A 16,021-nucleotide genomic window follows, 5' to 3' on the forward strand; every position below is an offset into this window, starting at 1 on the left:
AGTCAAATCGTCTTCCGCAATGATGCGGCCGACTCGAACCTTAAGGCCCGCAAGGGCAAGCAAGCTCGGCAAAGGCGCCATCGACCGTCCCTCAGGGGACAGGTCGGTGGCGCCTTTTTCGTTATGGGAACCACGCGTGAACAGGAAGACCGTCAAAAGCGCATGTCCCTACTGCGGCGTCGGCTGCGGTATCGTCATGGACGTCGAGGACGGCCGGGTCGTCAAGGTCGCAGGCGACAAGACCCATCCGACCAACTTCGGCCGCCTGTGCACCAAGGGCAGGACCTGCAACGAGCCGATCGGTGCCGAAGGCCGTGCCGACAGGGCCTACGCCCGCATGGAAGGCAGCCGCGACCAGGGCGCCATCCCGATCGACGAGGCGATCGACCGCACAGCGCAGGGCCTGCGCCGGATCATCGATCGCGATGGGCCCGACGCAGTGTCGTTCTACGTATCCGGGCAAATGTCGCTCGAGGCGCAGTACCTCGCCAACAAGCTGTGCAAGGGCTTCATCGGCACCAACAACATCGAGAGCAATTCGCGCCTGTGCATGGCGAGCGCGGCAAGCGGCTACAAGCTGTCGCTGGGGGCGGACGGGCCGCCCGGCTCCTACCAGGACTTCGACAAGGCCGACCTCTTCTTCGTGATCGGCGCCAACATGGCCGACTGCCACCCGATCCTGTTCCTGCGCATGATGGACCGGGTGAAGGCCGGCGCGAAGCTGATCGTCGTCGACCCGCGCCGCAATGCCACCGCCGAAAAGGCCGACCTGTTCCTGCAAGTCCGCCCCGGCACCGATCTCGCGCTGCTGAACGGCCTCCTTCACCTGCTGGTCGAGGCGGGGACGATCGACGAGGCCTTCATTGCCGCTCATACCCAGGGCTGGGATGCCATGCCGGCGTTACTGGCGGACTATCCGCCCGCGCATGTCGCCTCGGTGACCGGAATCGCGGAAGCGGACCTGCGCCGGGCGGCCGCAATGATCGGCGATGCCGGCGCGTGGATGAGCTGCTGGACCATGGGCCTCAACCAGAGCACCCACGGCACCTGGAACACCAATGCCGTGTGTAACCTGCATCTGGCCACGGGCACGATCTGCCGGCCGGGCAGCGGTCCGCTCTCGTTGACCGGCCAGCCCAACGCGATGGGCGGGCGCGAGATGGGATACATGGGCCCCGGCCTTCCCGGCCAGCGCGCGACGACCAGCGAGGCCGACCGCGCCTTCGTCGAGGACATCTGGACCCTCCCGCGCGGGACCTTGCGCGTCGAGGCGGGGGCCGGCACCGTCTCGCTGTTCGAGGACATGGTGGCGGGCCGGATCAAGGCCTGCTGGATCATCTGCACCAACCCTGTCGCCAGCATGGCCAACCGCAAGACGGTGATCGCCGCGCTGGAGGCGGCCGAGCTGGTCATCACCCAGGACGCCTATCTCGATACCGAGACCAACCGCTTCGCCGACATCGTCCTGCCGGGCGCGCTCTGGGCCGAGGCGGAAGGCGTGATGATAAATTCCGAGCGCAACCTCACTCTGATGGAAAAGGCCATCGATCCGCCGGGCGAGGCCATGCCGGACTGGGAGATCATCGCCCGCGTCGCCTGCGCGATGGGTTATGCCGAGGCGTTCACGTATGGCAGCGCCGCGCAAGTCTTCGAGGAGATCCGCAGCTTCGCCAATCCACGCACCGGCTACGACATTCGCGGCGCCAGCCACGAACGGCTGCGCCAGGGCCCGATGCAATGGCCGTGCCCGCCCGAAAGCGCGTCCGACCGCAACCCGATCCGCTATCTCGCCGACGCAGGCGCCGCGCCCGTCTTCCCGACCGAGCACGGCAGGGCGTTCTTCCTTGCCCGCCCGCACATGGCCCCGGCGGACATGCCCGACGACGAGTACCCGCTGATCCTCAATACCGGCCGGCTGCAGCACCAGTGGCACACCCTGACCAAGACCGGGAAAGTGGACAAGCTGAACAAGCTCAATCCCGGCCCCTTCGTCGAAATCCACCCCGAGGATGCCGCCGCCCTGAACATCACCGAACGGGACCGGGTGGAAGTGCGATCCCGTCGCGGGCGCGCGGTTCTGCCCGCCGTCGTCACCGACCGGGTACGGCCGGGCAACTGCTTCGCGCCGTTCCACTGGAACGATGTGTTCGGCGAGGACCTGGCGATCAATGCCGTCACCAGCGATGCGGTCGATCCGATCTCGCTGCAACCCGAGTTCAAGTTCTCCGCCGTCGCGCTGACGCGCGTTTCCGGCCCTGCCGATCGGGGCCTGTCAGAACCGAGTGTGGTGAAGACGATGTCCCAAGCGCCATATCCCGATCCCCGCCCTGCTTCCTGCGCGCATTCCGCCGCCCTGGACGCCTTCTCCCGCGTGATGGGGCTGGCACCCGGAGCGCCTCTCGCGCTGGCCGCCGACGAACGCGCCTATCTCGAGGGGTTCACGGCCGCGTTGCGTTCGCCGGAAGGGCTCCCCAGCCATAACGTCCCCCTGCTGCCGCTGGCCGCGCCCTTCGCCGCCGAGCGGCGGCACTACGTCAACGGCCTGCTTGCCGGCCTGTTCGCCCGTGCGCCGCTGCCGGGGCCGGCCGTGGAAGCATCGATCGGCCATGTCACTCCGCTCGACGCGCCGACGACAGGACAGGTTCCGGGCGAAGTGCTGGTGTTGTGGGCCTCGCAGACGGGGAATGCCGAGGACTTCGCCGCCCGCTGTCACCAACGCCTGGCCGCCGGCGCCCGCAAGACCCGCCTGCTCTCGATGGACGAGGCCACACCCGCGGACCTGGCTCGGGCCAGCCACGCCGTCCTCGTCGCCAGCACGTTCGGCGATGGCGACCCGCCCGACAACGCGACCGCATTCTGGAGCGCGATGAGCGCCGACACCGCCCCCGGCCTGGACACCCTGCACTTCGCGGTCCTGGCCCTCGGCGATTCCAGTTACGGCGAATTCTGCGGTTTCGGACGCAAGCTCGATGCGCGGCTGGAAGCTCTCGGGGCTCGGCGCATCGCCGCGCGCACGGACTGCGAACCGGACTACGACGAGGCTGCCCTCGGGTGGCTGGAAAGCGTGGCAGCGCACCTCGATGGGGGCGATCCGGGCGAGCGACGCATTTCTTTCCCCGACCATGCCGACGCCACGATCCTGCTGGAACGCCCGGCCGCGCCGGAGACCCTGCCCGATACGGCGAAGCGCACCGGCAGGAAGCATCCGGTCGAGACGCGGCTGACGGTCAACAAACTGCTCAGCGGCGAAGGCTCGCTCAAGGAAGTGCGCCAGTTCGGTTTCGACCTGACCGGCAGCGGCCTGGCTTACGCGGCAGGGGATGCGCTGGGTGTCTGGCCGGTCAACTGTCCCGAACTGGTGACGGAGATCGTCGACCTGCTGGGTGCCGACGCGCAGACCCCCGTGAACGTCAGGGAGGCCGGTCAGGTACCGCTCGCCGAGGCGCTCGCCCGCCATTGCGAGATCGGGCGCCTGACCTCCGGGTTCCTGGAGGCACTGGGCTCCCATGTCCCCGATGCCCCCTTCACCGCCTTGCTCGACGGCGCCCGGCGAGGCGAACTCGACGCCTGGCTCTGGGGCCGCCAGGTTGCCGACTGCCTGCGCGAGGCGTGCCCGCAGATCGCCCCGCAAGCCTTCGTGGACCTCCTTCAACCGCTCCAGCCGCGCCTCTATTCGATATCGTCGAGCCCCAAGGTGCACACGAGCGAAGTGCAGCTTACGGTCTCGACCGTGCGGTACGAAAGCGCCGGGCGGCAGCGCAAGGGCGTCTGCTCCGCCTTCCTCGCCGATCGCGCAGCGGACGCGCAGCCCCGCATCTTCGTCCAGCCGTCGGGCCATTTCCGACTGCCCGCGGATGCCGATGCTCCCGTCATCATGGTAGGGCCCGGCACCGGCATCGCCCCTTTCCGCGGCTTCCTGCAGGACCGGCAGGCCTCGGGCGCCCGCGGCGCGAACTGGCTGCTGTTCGGCGAGCAGCACGCGGCCAGCGACTTCTACTATCGCGACGAGATCCTGTCCTGGCACGAGGACGGCCACCTCGCGCGCCTCGACCTCGCCTTTTCCCGGGACCAGGCCGAAAAGATCTACGTCCAGGATCGCCTGCTGGAGCAGGGAGCGACCCTGTGGCGCTGGCTGGAGGAGGGAGCCCATTTCTACATCTGCGGCGATGCCTCCCGCATGGCCAGGGACGTCGACACGGCCCTGAAGCGCGTGGTAGCGATCCACGGCGCCATGCCGGAAGACGCGGCGGCGGACTACGTCGCGCGGATGCGGCAGCAGAAGCGCTACCTGCGGGATGTTTATTGACAGGCTGCCTCGATAAATTCGGGGCTGAACCCGCTGCCGCACCCGCGAAGTGCAGAGCGCGGGCCGGACGCCCATAAGGTGCTCGCGAGCTGCCGTCCGCCCATGGTTCGATGGCGACCAATGGCCGTAAAGAGACTGGCGGGTTAGGCGCCAACCATGAGGAAAGCGGACGTTCATGCGTCAGCGCATAATCGCTTTCGGTCCATTGAGGCCATTCGTCGACGGGTTGGGGCACTACGATGCGAGCCGTTGAAGGAAACATTCGCACCACAGCACCTGAGAGGTGGCCATCACGCGGGCATGGTTCGACGAGCGAAAATGCTACACATTGCTGAGTTCGTAAGCTTTCTCTTCAAAAAAAGCCTTCAAAGCCGAACCGAATCTCTCAACTTCTGTGTCCGCTATTGAGTGCATGGTTCGGATTTCTCCAAAGGAAAATCTTCCGCCAACATGAACCGAAGACTCGCGGCCGTGCGACACCGCATTTCGTCGCTCACGAAGATTATTCAATCGGCCTTTCTCCATTACACCAATTCTAAAGTTAGGCACACCGAGAGACTTGCAGCACTGCTCCATAGTGGAGCCATCAACATTCTGAAGACGCGCTGAAAATGGGTTACTTGAAAGGCTGAATTCAAGATCCTGAGTGAGCATGGAAAATAGCTCAATAGACTTAGTCAATGAATTATCATCGGAGCAATCGCGAAGCGATTGTATTTTCGGGTAGTGAAAAATTGCCTGAACTTCTGGGATGCAGTTTTTGACGCGCGATCCGTGAGACGTGGCAACCGCCAACGCCTCTTCAACGTAGGCATTAACCCCTCTTTCCATCGCTGAGTAAATCGCAACAAGCAGTAGACCACGCAACGCCTTGTCCGGGTCAGTTGAGGGGGCGAAACTTTGGGATGAGCCGGGGTCCAGCCGATTTATCACTTGGAGAGCTTCCGTGAACCTGCCGCGCACCTCTAGCTGGGCGTCGGCAAAGCTCATTTAGAAACGGCCTCCCTAACGATCTCAATTCTTCGCAACAATTTAGGGTTACTATTCGTTCCGCCCGCAGTTGCCTTTTTAAGATCCTCATTGTCCAGTACGGCGCGAAGGGCATTTTTATTGATTTTATTTCCCGCGCTGAGTACGTCAGCGACTCCAACAGACACAGCTTCAAACAGTAGTAACGGTGTAGTGTTCTTTCTTTCGCTTCGAACTACGCCATCGGGGAGTTCGCTTGACAAAACATCTATCATTTCGTCAAAAAGTTTAGTCAGTGCCTTCTTGTTTTTGAAAGACCTCGTCTTTTCTTCCATATAGGTGTTTAAAAATTCTTTTACTGAGTGCTTGAACTCTTCTCTTTTCTCAAAATACGCGAAGAACTTGAGTATGACCTCCTCCATGTTACCGCGGCCTTCACGATTTGATTTTTTGAACACTTTTTCCAAGCGCTCATCGGCGGCGCACGATTTGATGAATTCGTTAAACTCACCTTGAAACACGCAATTTCGGATTTCCTGCTGGTGCAGGATTATGCCTCCGGTGTTCAGCCTCTCAAATAGGTCGAATCTCACTTGGTAATCACTCAGATCATTGAGAACCGTTATCCTAATGGGTCTCGTTAAGAAGTTGAGCTTTAGTGTCTCAGGAAGGTCAGAGAATTTCTTTCCATTTAAGCTTGGAACCTTTTCAAGGCCGCCGATCGTCAGCTCATGTGTCGAAATGTTTTCGATGCCTGAGAGGCTGTTTGGAAAATCGTTGCCGGGGGTTGTCGCGAGGCTCTGCGTCTGATTCAGGCTCTGGATGTGGACCCAGCAGAGCCGAGGGCGAATGGCCCAAATTGCCAAGAAGACGAAGCGCTATCCCAGTGATCTGACCGATGAAGAATGGGATCGCCTGGCGCCCCTGATGCCCAAGCCGGGGCGCCGGGGCCGTCCACGCGAGGTGGATTTTCGCGAGGTGATCAACGCCGTGCGCTACCTTGTTCGTTCGGGCTGTGGCTGGCGGATGCTGCCGATCCATTTCGGGGCATGGCAGACAGTCTATGGCTGGTTCCGGGAACTGGCTCGCAGGTTCCTGTTCCAGACAATCCACGACATCGAACTGATGCTCGATCGCGAGCGCCAAGGGCGAGAGGCCAGTCCGAGCGCAGCAGTGATCGACAGCCAGTCGGTCAAGGCGCCATCGGCAGAAAAGCGTGGGTTCGACGCAGGCAAGAAGGTTGTCGGGCGCAAGCGGCATATCGCCGTCGATACCGATGGGCGGCTGCTGATGGTCAACCTGACCACTGCGGACATTTCGGACAGCGCGGGCGCTCAGACCATCCTCGATGGCATCCGCAAACGCTGGCCCTGGATCAAACATCTCTTCGCCGATGGCGCCTATGACCGCCTCAAGCTCATGGACAAGGCAAGCTATCTGGATTTCGTCGTCGAGGTCATTCGACGCAGCGATCAGCAGCAGGGCTTCAAGGTGCTGCCCCGACGATGGGTCGTCGAGCGGACCTTTGGCTGGATGATCCGATGGCGCCGATTGGTCCGTGACTACGAGAAGCGCATCGACGTCTCGCAGGCCATGATCCTCGTCGCTATGGGCGGCAATCTCCTACGCCGAAACGCTCACCCCTGATTTTCCAAACAGACTCTGAGCGAAACTGCGGTCTAACGAAGTTCGTAAGCATTGTGATCCTCTGAAGACCGTCGATGCACTCCCAGCTTGAGTCCTCGTTTGTTGCCATGAATAGACTGGGCACGGGAATGCCTAGAAACACGGACTCAATTAACGCCGACTCTCTATCCGACTTCCAAACGAAATGCCGTTGATAGTCTGGTGCAACCTTTATCTGCCCTTCAGCAACCATATCCAATAGTTGCTTTGTAGTGATGTCGTAGGTATCAAACCCAACTGTTCTTCGTTGCTGCTTTAGCTCGGAAGATATTTTCGTTACATCCATTGGGCACCTGTGTGAGCGACGAAGTTGTTGTAATCGCTATCACACTAGAGCCATTCGTGCTGAGCGACAAGTTTGCCCTTCATGCTCGACGCCGCAAATGACTAGCTTTCGCCTCTACCTCCCTTCGCTGCGGCGCAACGAACGGCCGGTTTCAGGCCAAGGTCGAAGAAGGACGAAGGACCGAAAAGGGCGCAAAGCTGCCGTCCCGACCACGACGGGAGAGATCCCCCGCAGACATCGAGCCGTCCACAAAGACCCTTGGGCAACCCCTCAAATCGATACTGAAAAACGAAGCTGCGATCAGAATACCGCGAGCGCGACAGCTATTATCATCGCCCACAAGGCAGCGTTGAAAGTCATGATGACCGGCAAGTCGAAGTGCGGAACCTCGATGGTCATGTCCTTGGCGTTGAGCATGGCAAACCCGTTTTTTCTGCGTCGCCTTTGGCAACCTCTCGATCATGTAACGACGATTTCTGGGGTAAGTTCCGGGATTTTCATCACAGGTTCATCCTCGCCCTAACCCGGATGAGCCGATGGCGCCCGATCACAATCGTGCCTCTCAAGGACAATACTCAGCGGACTTCTCGCAAGCGGTGGATATTCGTGTATTGATGCTGGTTTACTGCCTGGCGATCTTCGAGACATGACCCAATCCGACGCCCTTTCCGAAAAAGTCTACGTCGAGCTGGTGCGCAGTCTCTACGCGAACGTGCTGCCGTCGAAGATCATGCTGGGCATCACCGGGCTCTACGTCCTCCTGATCGGCCGCAGCGCGGGCGACCCGGCGCTCTGGACCATCGGCCTCGCGGCCTGCATCGCCTGCCTGATCCGCGTGGGCATCACCGTCGGCCTGCGCGCCACGGCCATGACCGCGGCGCTCGATCGTCCGGCAGCCCGGCGGCTGGAACTGAGTTACGCCGGACCGTACTACGTCTATTCGATCCTGCTCGGCTCCCTGGGCGCCTATGTCTTCGCCGGTCCCGACCAGGCGGCGCAGATGCTCACGATCTGCGTGCTCGTAGGCTATGGCGCCGGGGTCGCGACAGGCACCGGGCTGCGCCCGATGGTGGCCATTCCCAGCATGGTCATGGCGCTCGGCCCCACGATCATTGCGTCGGCGGTTCGGCTCGAGCCGATCCACGCCGGCATGAGCGTGATCGCGCTGGCCTTCCTGATCGGCGGATCGCAATCGGTCCTGCTGCAGCACAGGCTGGTGACGATCGAGATCGGTAAGCGTCTGACTTCGGTATCGCTTGCCCGGCGGGACGGGTTGACCGCTCTGCCCAATCGCCTGGCCCTGAGCGAGCATTTCGAGGAGAACGCGATGCTCCTGGGCGCCGGCAGCGCGGTGGCGGTCCACTATCTCGATCTCGACGGCTTCAAGCCCGTGAACGACCGCTACGGCCATGCCGCGGGCGACGAGCTTCTCGCAGCCGTTGCCGAACGCCTTCGCGGTGCGGTGCGCAGCGGCGACGTCGTGGCGCGGTTGGGCGGAGACGAATTCGGCATAGTCCAGTTCGGCCTCAACCGCGGGGAAGAGGCGGAACTGCTGGCCAGGCGCATCGTCGCAGCCATTGCCCAGCGCTTCCAGATCGGCGAGGACGTCATCGAGATATCCGCCTGCGTCGGCACCGTCGTCTCCAGCGAGAGCGGCACCGACCTCGAATCCCTCCTGCGCGAGGCAGATGCGAAGCTCTACCAGGCCAAGCGGGACCGATCGCCGATCCGCACCGTCGTCTGAGAACGGCTCCGGATTCAAAAGCGGGCTCTGGGCGCTCAGCCTTCGCGGATCATCTTGAAACCGTAGAGCAGGTGTTCCAGCTGACCGTCGGGCACCGGCGGGAAAGCGAGCGCGGCGCCGCCCTCGCGGATGCCGCCGATCTGCGCGGCAACCTCCTCCAGCGACCATTCGGAACGGTAGAGGCCGGCGTTCTCGGCAACCCGGGCCCGGGCGAGCCGTCCGCCCATGGCCACGAACATCTCGCCGGTCGCCTCGCAGTCCTCGTGGCACAAGTAGGCGACCATCGGCGCGACCTGCTCGGGTTCCATCGGCGGGAACCGGCTCGTATCGATCCCTTCCGACATGCGGGTGACGGCGGCGGGGACGATAAGGTTCGACCGGACGTTGGCGTGCTGCCCCTCGATCGCGGCGGTGTTGGACAGGCCCATGAACCCTGCCTTGCACAGCGAATAAGTGACGTTGTCCGCCTTGCCGTAGAGCCCGTTGATCGAGCTTGTCAGAACGATGCGTCCATAGCCCTGCGCCAGCATGTGCGGGAAGGCTTCGCGCACGACGTGGTAGGCACCCTTGAGGTGCACGTCGAGCACGGCCGAGAAATCCTCGTAGGCCAGGTCGCTGAGCGAGCCGCGCCGCACGTTGCCGGCCGAATGGATCAGGATGTCGATGCGCCCGAAAGCCTCGAGCGCGGCGGCGATGATGGCCCGGCCACCCTCGGGCGTGGCGACGCTGTCGGTGTTGGCGAGGGCTTCGCCACCCGCCGCGCGGATTTCGGCGACGAGCGCCTCCGCGGGGCCCTCTCCGGTCGTGTCGCCCGCCATCGAGACACCCGGGTCGTTGACGACGATGCGGCAGCCCCGGCTTGCCAGCAGCAGCGCATGGGCCCGGCCCAGGCCCCGGCCGCCCCCGGTTATCACCGCAACCCTTCCGTCGAAGCGAAGCTGTGTCATGGCTGTGGTTCTCCCGGTGGCTTGTTCTCTGCACGCGACCTTACCGGGCGCGGCCGTTCAGGCAACGATGCCGGCCGCCTTCAGCGCCGCGATCCGCTCGGGCGATAGATCGAGCACTTCGCCGAGGATCGCGTCGGTGTGCTGGCCCAGCACGGGCGGCGCCTGCGGGGGCGGCTGCTCGGCGTCGGTGAAGCGGATTGGGCGATTGACCATGGGGATCGCCCCGAGCGCGGCGTGCTGCGCCTCCACCACCACGCCGCGCGCCACCGCCTGCGGCTGCGCCAGAGCCTCGGTCACGCCCAGGATCGGCGCATGGGGCACTTCGGCCTGCGTGAATATCCCGACCAGCTCGTCGACCGTATGGCGCGAGGTGAAAGCCGAAACGATCGCATTGACCTCCTCGCGCGCGTCGCGGCGCTTCTCCAGCGTGTCGTAGCGGGGATCGGTGGCGAGGTCCGGCTGGCCGATGGAACTGCAGATGCGGTGCCAGAAGCCAGGGGTCAGGCAAGCCACGACGATCGAGCCTCCGCGCGCCGGAAAGATGCCGTAGGGCACGAGATTGGGATGCTGGGAGCCGACCCGCTGCGGATCGGTGCCGGTGAAGAAGGCAAGCTGCGCGATATATCCGAGCATGCCGATCAGCCCGTCCATAAGGCTGACGTCGATGTGCCGGCCAAGGCCCGTCCGCTCGCGCTCGTAGAGGGCCGAGAGGATGCCGATCGGCCCGTTGATCCCTCCCACCAGATCGCCCAGCGGGATGCCGAGCTTGGTCGGAAGCCCGTCGGGCTCGCCGTTCATCGACAGCGCGCCCGACATGGCCTGGAGCACGATGTCGAAGCTGGGCCGATCCCTGAGCGGCCCGGTCTGGCCATAGCCCGAGATGGAGCAATAGATCAGCCGAGGGTTGATCGCGTGCAGTTCCTCCCAGCCCAGCCCCAGGCGCTCCATCACGCCGGGCCGGTAATTCTCGACCAGCACGTCGCAACGCGTGGCGAGATCCTTGACCAGCGCCAGGCCCTCCTCGGTCTTGAGGTCGACGACGATCGACTTCTTGCCGCGATTGACCGCGAGGTAGTAATGGCTCTCCCCATCGCGGATGGGCGGGAAGCTGCGCGTCTCGTCGCCGGAGCCGGGCGGCTCGATCTTGAACACTTCGGCGCCCATGTCGGCAAGCGCCAGGCTGGCGGCGGGCCCGGCGAGCACGCGCGTGAAGTCGATCACGCGCACGCCCGCGAGCGGGCCGGCCCAGGACGATGGAGATTCCGTCATCGGTTCGCGCTCCATCCGTTTCTCCCTGTGGCGCAGCCATGGGAAGGTGGCGTCCGCTTAGCGGGTGACGGCGGGGTGGCCGCCCCCTCCACCACAAGCTTCGCTGGCGGTCCCCTCCCCATTCCCTCCGGGAACAGGGAGGATTTTAGGGACTTACCCCTTCGTCGGCAGTTCCGCCACCGAAGTGCCGAAGGCCGAAAGCTCGCCGCGATGCGTGGTCGCCTTCTGCGCCACTTCGACGTAGCTCTTGCCGTTCTCGACGAACTTGCGCGTAACCTCGCCGGTCAGGACCATTGCGTCGCCGTCGGGGTTGTGGCGGCGGATCTGGCAGCTCGACTTGTGCAGGAAGCCGTCGTCGCCGATCCAGTCGGTCATGTGGTGGGTCAGCCACGAGCAGCGCTCCGGGCCGTAGTCGTAGGCCCCCGGCGCGCCGACCTCGAGCGCGAAGGCTTCGTCCCAGTGCACGCGTTCGGGGCAGTCCGGCACGTTGAAGCGGTTGCGGATGCCCAGGCCCGGGTGCGCTTTCTGCATCTTGTAGGCCAGCTTGTTGGCGCGGATGTAGAGCCCGCCCCAGCCCTGTGCGTAGCAGATGAAGCCCGTGACCGTCATCGGGCCCTTCATCATCGGCGGCAGCTTGTCGCCGACGTTCACGTCCTCGAAGTAGCGCGGGATCGCACCGCGGGTCTCCTCGCGGTCGTAGATGTCGTAGAATTCGTCGAGCTGCTCCTGGGTGAAGGGCTCTACCCGGCCGCGGGCCTCGGTGTACTTGGTGCCGCGCTCGCGCGCCTCGTCACGGTCGGTGCGGAACACCCAGCTATCGGCACCGGCGACGTGGTCGCCCTGCTGGTTGTAGAAGTCGACATGGTAGATCTGCTGGAACGAGCGGCCGGCGAACTTGGTCTGGTGCTCGACGAGGTCCTTGAGCGAGGCCACCGCGTTGATCGTGTCATTGCGCAGCACCGGCTTGTGCCAGGTCCAGTCGGCGCCCGCCCACATCGCATGGACCCCCGAAAGACCGCCGCAGTAACCCGAGATGATGCGGCTCGTGGTGAACAGGAACGAAGGCAGCGCGACAAGTGTGCCGTACTTGGTCTTTGCCGCGTACTCGGGATCGCACCATAGCGGATTGTCGTCGCCGATGCCGTGCGCGTAGTGGCGGATCGCGTCTCGGGTGGCCTCGTAGTTCCATGGCTCGACGGTGTTCTCGATCTTGATGCCTATGCGCTTGCGCAGATCGTCGAGGCCTTCCTCGGTGATCTTGGGGAACTTGTTCTTCGGTTCTGCCGTGGTTGCCATGTCTCTACTCCTCAAACTTTCTAGTCGTGTCAGCCGACCGCTTCGGCGGCCTTGCCCGCCTCGCGGTCGCGCAGCATCTTGCGGTGGACCTTGCCGGCCGGGTTCTTGGGAAGCTCGTCGACGAACTCGACGATGCGCGGGAATTCGTGCTGGGCGAGGCGCTCGCGGGTGAAGTCCTGAAGCTCGCGCACGAAGGCATCGTCGCCCGCGCGGTTCGCCACGACGAAGGCCTTCACCACTTGCCCGCGCTGCTCGTCGGGAACGCCGATCACGCCGCATTCCAGGACGTTGTCGTGACGCAGCATGGTGTTCTCGATCTCCACCGCGCTCATCGTCCAGCCGGCGGAAATGATGACGTCGTCGGCGCGGCCGCAGTGGTAGAAATAACCGTCCGCATCGGTGCGGGCGCGGTCCTTGGTGGTCATCCAAGCGCCGCCTCTCCAGAGCATCAACTCGCCGATCTCGCCGGGATCGCAGACCGTGCCGTCGAGCCGGTGGACCTCCAGCTTCTGGCCCGGGATGGGCTTGCCCAGCGAGCCGGGCTTGACCGTGAAATCGTCCGCGCCGGGATAGTTGACCAGCACCACCCCGATCTCGGTCGTGCCGTACATCGAGCAGGCCGGGACCTTGAACCATTCGTCGATCCACTCCAGCGTCGCCGGATCGATCGGCTCGCCGGTGTAGGAGAGCTTGTCGAAGTGGAAGCGATAATCCGCCGCCGCGCCGCTGTTCTTCATCATCCGGTAGTGCGTCGCCGCGGCCGACATGTTGGTGATCCCGAAGTCGTCGAGCGCCTTCATCAGGCGCACCGGATCGAAGCGCCCCGCGAACGTACCCGTCGTCACGCCCATCGCCAGCGGGGCCAACGTGCCGTGCCACAGGCCATGTCCCCAGGCGGGGGAAGACGGGCAGAAGAATTCGTCGCCCGGCCGGATGCCGGTTCCGTAGAGCGCTGCGAACATCAGCGTCACCAGCGTGCGGTGCGAATGCCGGACCGCCTCGGGCAGCTCGCGCGTGGTGCCGCTGGTGTACTGGAACACGGCGATGTCGTCGGCCCTGGTCTTCGGCATGTAGGTCGCGGGATACTTGCCGATCGCGGCCATGAGGGATTCGTCGGCCACGACCACGCGCGGCTTGCCGTCCACCGCGACCGAGCGCGCCAGATCCGCCTTTTCGGCATTGGTGACCAGGATCGAGGGCTCGCAGTCGCCCACCCGCAGCCGTAGCGCGTCGGGGCCGAACAGGGTGAACAGCGGTACCGAGATCGCCCCGGTCTGCATCGCCCCGAACAGGCAGGCGTAGAAGGGCAGCGACGGCTCGAGCATGAAGGCGATCCGCTCGCCCGGTTGAACGCCCTCGGCATCGAGCCAATGCGCGAACCGGGCGGCGCCGGCCGAGATGGCATCGAAGCTGAGTATCTCGTGGGCGCCATCGGCGCGGGCGATGCGCACGGCAGGGCGGCCCGAGCCGTCGGCGTGGCGCGTGACGCATTCGTGCGCGATGTTCAGGTGTTCGCGGTCACCGTCGAACAGCTCCCACAGCGCGCCCGACGAGGCACGCGCCTGCGCCTCGGCATAGCGCGTGTAGTCGGCAAGCCCCGTAATCACCTTGGCCATCAACCGTCCCGTCCTCCCGCACGATTCGCGTCGTCCGGAAATTGTCCTTGTGTTCAGCAGGGTGTGGCATGACGTGATTGTTTTTGTAAATATTGAATGTTATTCTATATATTGAATGGTAGATCTCGACGCCAACATGAAGGCCAGCAAGGCCCCCGCCATCGCCCGCGCCGCTGCCGTGCTGCGCCTGCTCGGCAAGCGCGGCACCCCGATGGGCGTGCAGGCGATCGCCCGCGAACTCGGGCTCGTCCCAAGCACCTGTCTCTACGTGCTGCGCGCGCTGGTGGCCGAGGAACTGGTGGCTTTCGACGCCGATACGAAGCGCTACGCCCTCGACGCCGGCGTCCTGACGCTGGCGCGCGCGTGGCTTCGCCGCCACCAGTTCAACGACCTCGCCCAGCCCGCCCTGGATCGCCTTGCCCGCGAGTTCGGCATCACCACGCTGGGCGTGCAGGTCTTCGGCCTCGACCACATCATCGTGACGGCGATGTCGCAATCAGGGCAGAACTTCCAACTCTCCACCCAGGTCGGCAGCCGCTTCCCCGCCCTCGTCTCGGCAACGGGGCGCTGCATCGCCGCTTTCGGCGGTTACCCGCAGACCGATCTCAGGACCCGCTTCGAGACCTTGCGCTGGGACGATGCGCCCGGCTGGGACGATTGGCTGGCGCAAGTCGAGGACGCGCGCGCAAGCGGCGTGGCGGTGGATGCCGGGAACTACATCGCCGGCGTCATGGTGATCGCGGCGCCGGTGTGGAAGGGGTCCGGACGGCCGAGCCATGCCCTCGTGGCGATCGGCGTCGGGGCGGCGCTGCGCAGCGAACTGCCACGGTTGAAGGAAGCGCTGAAGGGGGCGGCGCGGTCTTTGAGCGAGCAGTTGGAAGGGTGAGGGTTCCGCGGCTGCGGGAAGATCAAGTGAAGAGGGTATCGCGCGAAGGCGCGGTCGGATTCGACCCCTTCGCGCGCCTTTGCGTCTTCGCGCGAACCCCTACCCCTTCTTTTTCAGCAGCACGGTGCGCAGCATCGACAGCGCAACCTCCCCGCGCTGGTTGGTTAGTTCATGCCGAAACACGACGATCCCCTGCCCCGGCCGCGACTGGCTTTCGCGCATCTCGACCACCTCGCTCGCGCACGTCAGCGTATCGCCGATGAAGGTCGGCTTGGGGGTCACCACTTTGTCGAAACCCAGGTTGGCGACGAGCGTGCCAACGGTCGTGTCGGCAATCGACAGGCCCACCGCGAGGCTGAAGGTGAAGGTCGAATTGACCAGGATCTGCCCGAACTCGCTGGCCTTGGCGGCTTCCGCATCGAGATGCAGCGGCTGCATGTTGTGCGTCATCGCCGAGAACAGCAGGTTGTCGGTCTCGGTGACGGTGCGGCTGGGCTGGTGGGTGATGCGATCGCCTGCCTGCCATTCGTCGAAGAAGCGTCCGGGCACGTCTGTTCATTCCTCCCTCGTGGTGGCCCCGCCGGCTTTTCGTGCCGACGGGTGCCGATAGTTCAGCGGGCCATGACCCGGATAAGCGGCGTGCGCATGCCGCGCTGGACCCGCTCATAGGTCAGGTCGACGCGCTGGATGCGGCGCGCGCCATTGCCGTCGAGCCGGACCGCCCGGGTGCAACTTCGCGCGGCAATCATGCTGCGCACACGCACGTCCTGGCGCCTGCCGTTCTCGAAGCGGATCTTGAAGTCGACCATGCGGATCGGCGCATTGAACGAACAGAGCTGGATTTCGCGGTATCGCTCCGCACGGTTCACGTTGATCGTGTCGCGATCGGTTCCAGCGCCCACGGTCTTGAACGCCAGAAGCCGCCATTGCGCCGGTCTGTGCGGCGGCTGCGGCCTGTGCGGGGGCCTGGGACCGTATCCGGACCCCTGAATGGGTTGGCTCTGGGGCTGGCTCTG

The 16,021-nt window shown here is 64.2% G+C and carries 13 protein-coding genes; 4 read left to right on the forward strand and 9 right to left on the reverse strand.

Annotated elements, in window-relative coordinates; translation table 11 throughout:
- Positions 1-136 precede the first annotated feature (136 nt).
- Positions 137-4,306, forward strand: coding sequence for a molybdopterin-dependent oxidoreductase (locus tag ACFFDA_RS21725; protein ID WP_404479363.1), 4,170 nt, complete (start codon positions 137-139; stop codon positions 4,304-4,306).
- A gap of 321 nt (positions 4,307-4,627) precedes the next feature.
- On the opposite strand, the gene ACFFDA_RS21730 is transcribed toward ACFFDA_RS21725, so the two are convergent.
- Positions 4,628-5,296 carry a HEPN domain-containing protein gene (locus ACFFDA_RS21730; protein WP_404479364.1) on the reverse strand — a complete coding sequence of 223 codons (669 nt, stop codon included), beginning with the start codon at positions 5,294-5,296 and terminating at the stop codon, positions 4,628-4,630.
- The gene (locus tag ACFFDA_RS21735) at positions 5,293-6,141 is read right to left on the reverse strand and encodes a hypothetical protein (protein ID WP_404479365.1); all 849 of its coding nucleotides are present in this window, start codon (positions 6,139-6,141) and stop codon (positions 5,293-5,295) included. Before ACFFDA_RS21735 ends, ACFFDA_RS21730 begins: the two co-directional genes overlap by 4 nt.
- Between ACFFDA_RS21735 and ACFFDA_RS21740 the strand changes: the two genes are divergently transcribed.
- The gene (locus ACFFDA_RS21740; RefSeq protein ID WP_404477960.1) at positions 6,098-6,922 is read left to right on the forward strand and encodes an IS5 family transposase; all 825 of its coding nucleotides are present in this window, start codon (positions 6,098-6,100) and stop codon (positions 6,920-6,922) included. The genes ACFFDA_RS21735 and ACFFDA_RS21740 overlap by 44 nt on opposite strands.
- Here the strand turns inward: ACFFDA_RS21740 and ACFFDA_RS21745 are convergent.
- Positions 6,882-7,247: a DUF262 domain-containing protein gene (locus ACFFDA_RS21745; RefSeq protein ID WP_404479366.1), complete on the reverse strand. Its 366-nt coding sequence runs from the start codon at positions 7,245-7,247 to the stop codon at positions 6,882-6,884. The genes ACFFDA_RS21740 and ACFFDA_RS21745 overlap by 41 nt on opposite strands.
- Before the next feature lie 646 nt (positions 7,248-7,893).
- On the opposite strand from ACFFDA_RS21745, the gene ACFFDA_RS21750 reads away from it, so the two are divergent.
- On the forward strand, positions 7,894-8,991 hold the full coding sequence (locus ACFFDA_RS21750; protein WP_404479367.1) for a diguanylate cyclase domain-containing protein: 1,098 nt from the start codon (positions 7,894-7,896) through the stop codon (positions 8,989-8,991).
- Positions 8,992-9,026: 35 nt separating this feature from the next.
- On the opposite strand, the gene ACFFDA_RS21755 is transcribed toward ACFFDA_RS21750, so the two are convergent.
- The 4 genes from ACFFDA_RS21755 to ACFFDA_RS21770 form a co-directional block, all read right to left on the reverse strand.
- Positions 9,027-9,938 (reverse strand): SDR family NAD(P)-dependent oxidoreductase, encoded by a 912-nt coding sequence (locus tag ACFFDA_RS21755; RefSeq protein WP_404479368.1) that lies wholly within the window; start codon positions 9,936-9,938, stop codon positions 9,027-9,029.
- 57 nt (positions 9,939-9,995) lie between these two features.
- Positions 9,996-11,207, reverse strand: a complete 1,212-nt coding sequence (locus ACFFDA_RS21760; RefSeq protein WP_404479369.1) for a CaiB/BaiF CoA transferase family protein — start codon at positions 11,205-11,207, stop codon at positions 9,996-9,998.
- 153 nt (positions 11,208-11,360) lie between these two features.
- Positions 11,361-12,503, reverse strand: coding sequence for a MaoC family dehydratase N-terminal domain-containing protein (locus tag ACFFDA_RS21765; protein WP_404479370.1), 1,143 nt, complete (start codon positions 12,501-12,503; stop codon positions 11,361-11,363).
- Positions 12,504-12,532: 29 nt separating this feature from the next.
- Positions 12,533-14,119 (reverse strand): acyl-CoA synthetase, encoded by a 1,587-nt coding sequence (locus ACFFDA_RS21770; RefSeq protein WP_404479371.1) that lies wholly within the window; start codon positions 14,117-14,119, stop codon positions 12,533-12,535.
- Positions 14,120-14,234: 115 nt separating this feature from the next.
- Here ACFFDA_RS21770 and ACFFDA_RS21775 point away from each other — a divergent pair, with 115 nt between their 5' ends.
- The gene (locus ACFFDA_RS21775) at positions 14,235-15,005 is read left to right on the forward strand and encodes an IclR family transcriptional regulator (RefSeq protein ID WP_404479372.1); all 771 of its coding nucleotides are present in this window, start codon (positions 14,235-14,237) and stop codon (positions 15,003-15,005) included.
- Between the two features lie 99 nt (positions 15,006-15,104).
- Here ACFFDA_RS21775 and ACFFDA_RS21780 read toward each other — a convergent pair whose 3' ends face one another.
- Positions 15,105-15,554, reverse strand: a complete 450-nt coding sequence (locus tag ACFFDA_RS21780; RefSeq protein WP_404479373.1) for a MaoC family dehydratase — start codon at positions 15,552-15,554, stop codon at positions 15,105-15,107.
- Between the two features lie 62 nt (positions 15,555-15,616).
- Positions 15,617-15,907, reverse strand: coding sequence for a hypothetical protein (locus ACFFDA_RS21785; protein ID WP_404479374.1), 291 nt, complete (start codon positions 15,905-15,907; stop codon positions 15,617-15,619).
- Positions 15,908-16,021 lie beyond the last annotated feature (114 nt).

Origin of the sequence: Novosphingobium sp. BL-52-GroH (genome assembly GCF_044813085.1) — a bacterium.
Lineage (GTDB): Bacteria > Pseudomonadota > Alphaproteobacteria > Sphingomonadales > Sphingomonadaceae > Novosphingobium.

Excerpts from the sequence above, each read along its gene's own strand:
- ACFFDA_RS21730 (WP_404479364.1), bottom strand. The coding sequence starts at position 5,296 with ATGAGCTTTGCCGACGCCCAGCTAGAGGTGCGCGGCAGGTTCACGGAA.
- ACFFDA_RS21740 (WP_404477960.1), top strand. The coding sequence starts at position 6,098 with ATGTGGACCCAGCAGAGCCGAGGGCGAATGGCCCAAATTGCCAAGAAG.
- ACFFDA_RS21745 (WP_404479366.1), bottom strand. The coding sequence starts at position 7,247 with ATGGATGTAACGAAAATATCTTCCGAGCTAAAGCAGCAACGAAGAACA.
- ACFFDA_RS21750 (WP_404479367.1), top strand. The coding sequence starts at position 7,894 with ATGACCCAATCCGACGCCCTTTCCGAAAAAGTCTACGTCGAGCTGGTG.
- ACFFDA_RS21755 (WP_404479368.1), bottom strand. The coding sequence starts at position 9,938 with ATGACACAGCTTCGCTTCGACGGAAGGGTTGCGGTGATAACCGGGGGC.
- ACFFDA_RS21760 (WP_404479369.1), bottom strand. The coding sequence starts at position 11,207 with ATGACGGAATCTCCATCGTCCTGGGCCGGCCCGCTCGCGGGCGTGCGC.
- ACFFDA_RS21765 (WP_404479370.1), bottom strand. The coding sequence starts at position 12,503 with ATGGCAACCACGGCAGAACCGAAGAACAAGTTCCCCAAGATCACCGAG.
- ACFFDA_RS21770 (WP_404479371.1), bottom strand. The coding sequence starts at position 14,119 with ATGGCCAAGGTGATTACGGGGCTTGCCGACTACACGCGCTATGCCGAG.
- ACFFDA_RS21775 (WP_404479372.1), top strand. The coding sequence starts at position 14,235 with ATGGTAGATCTCGACGCCAACATGAAGGCCAGCAAGGCCCCCGCCATC.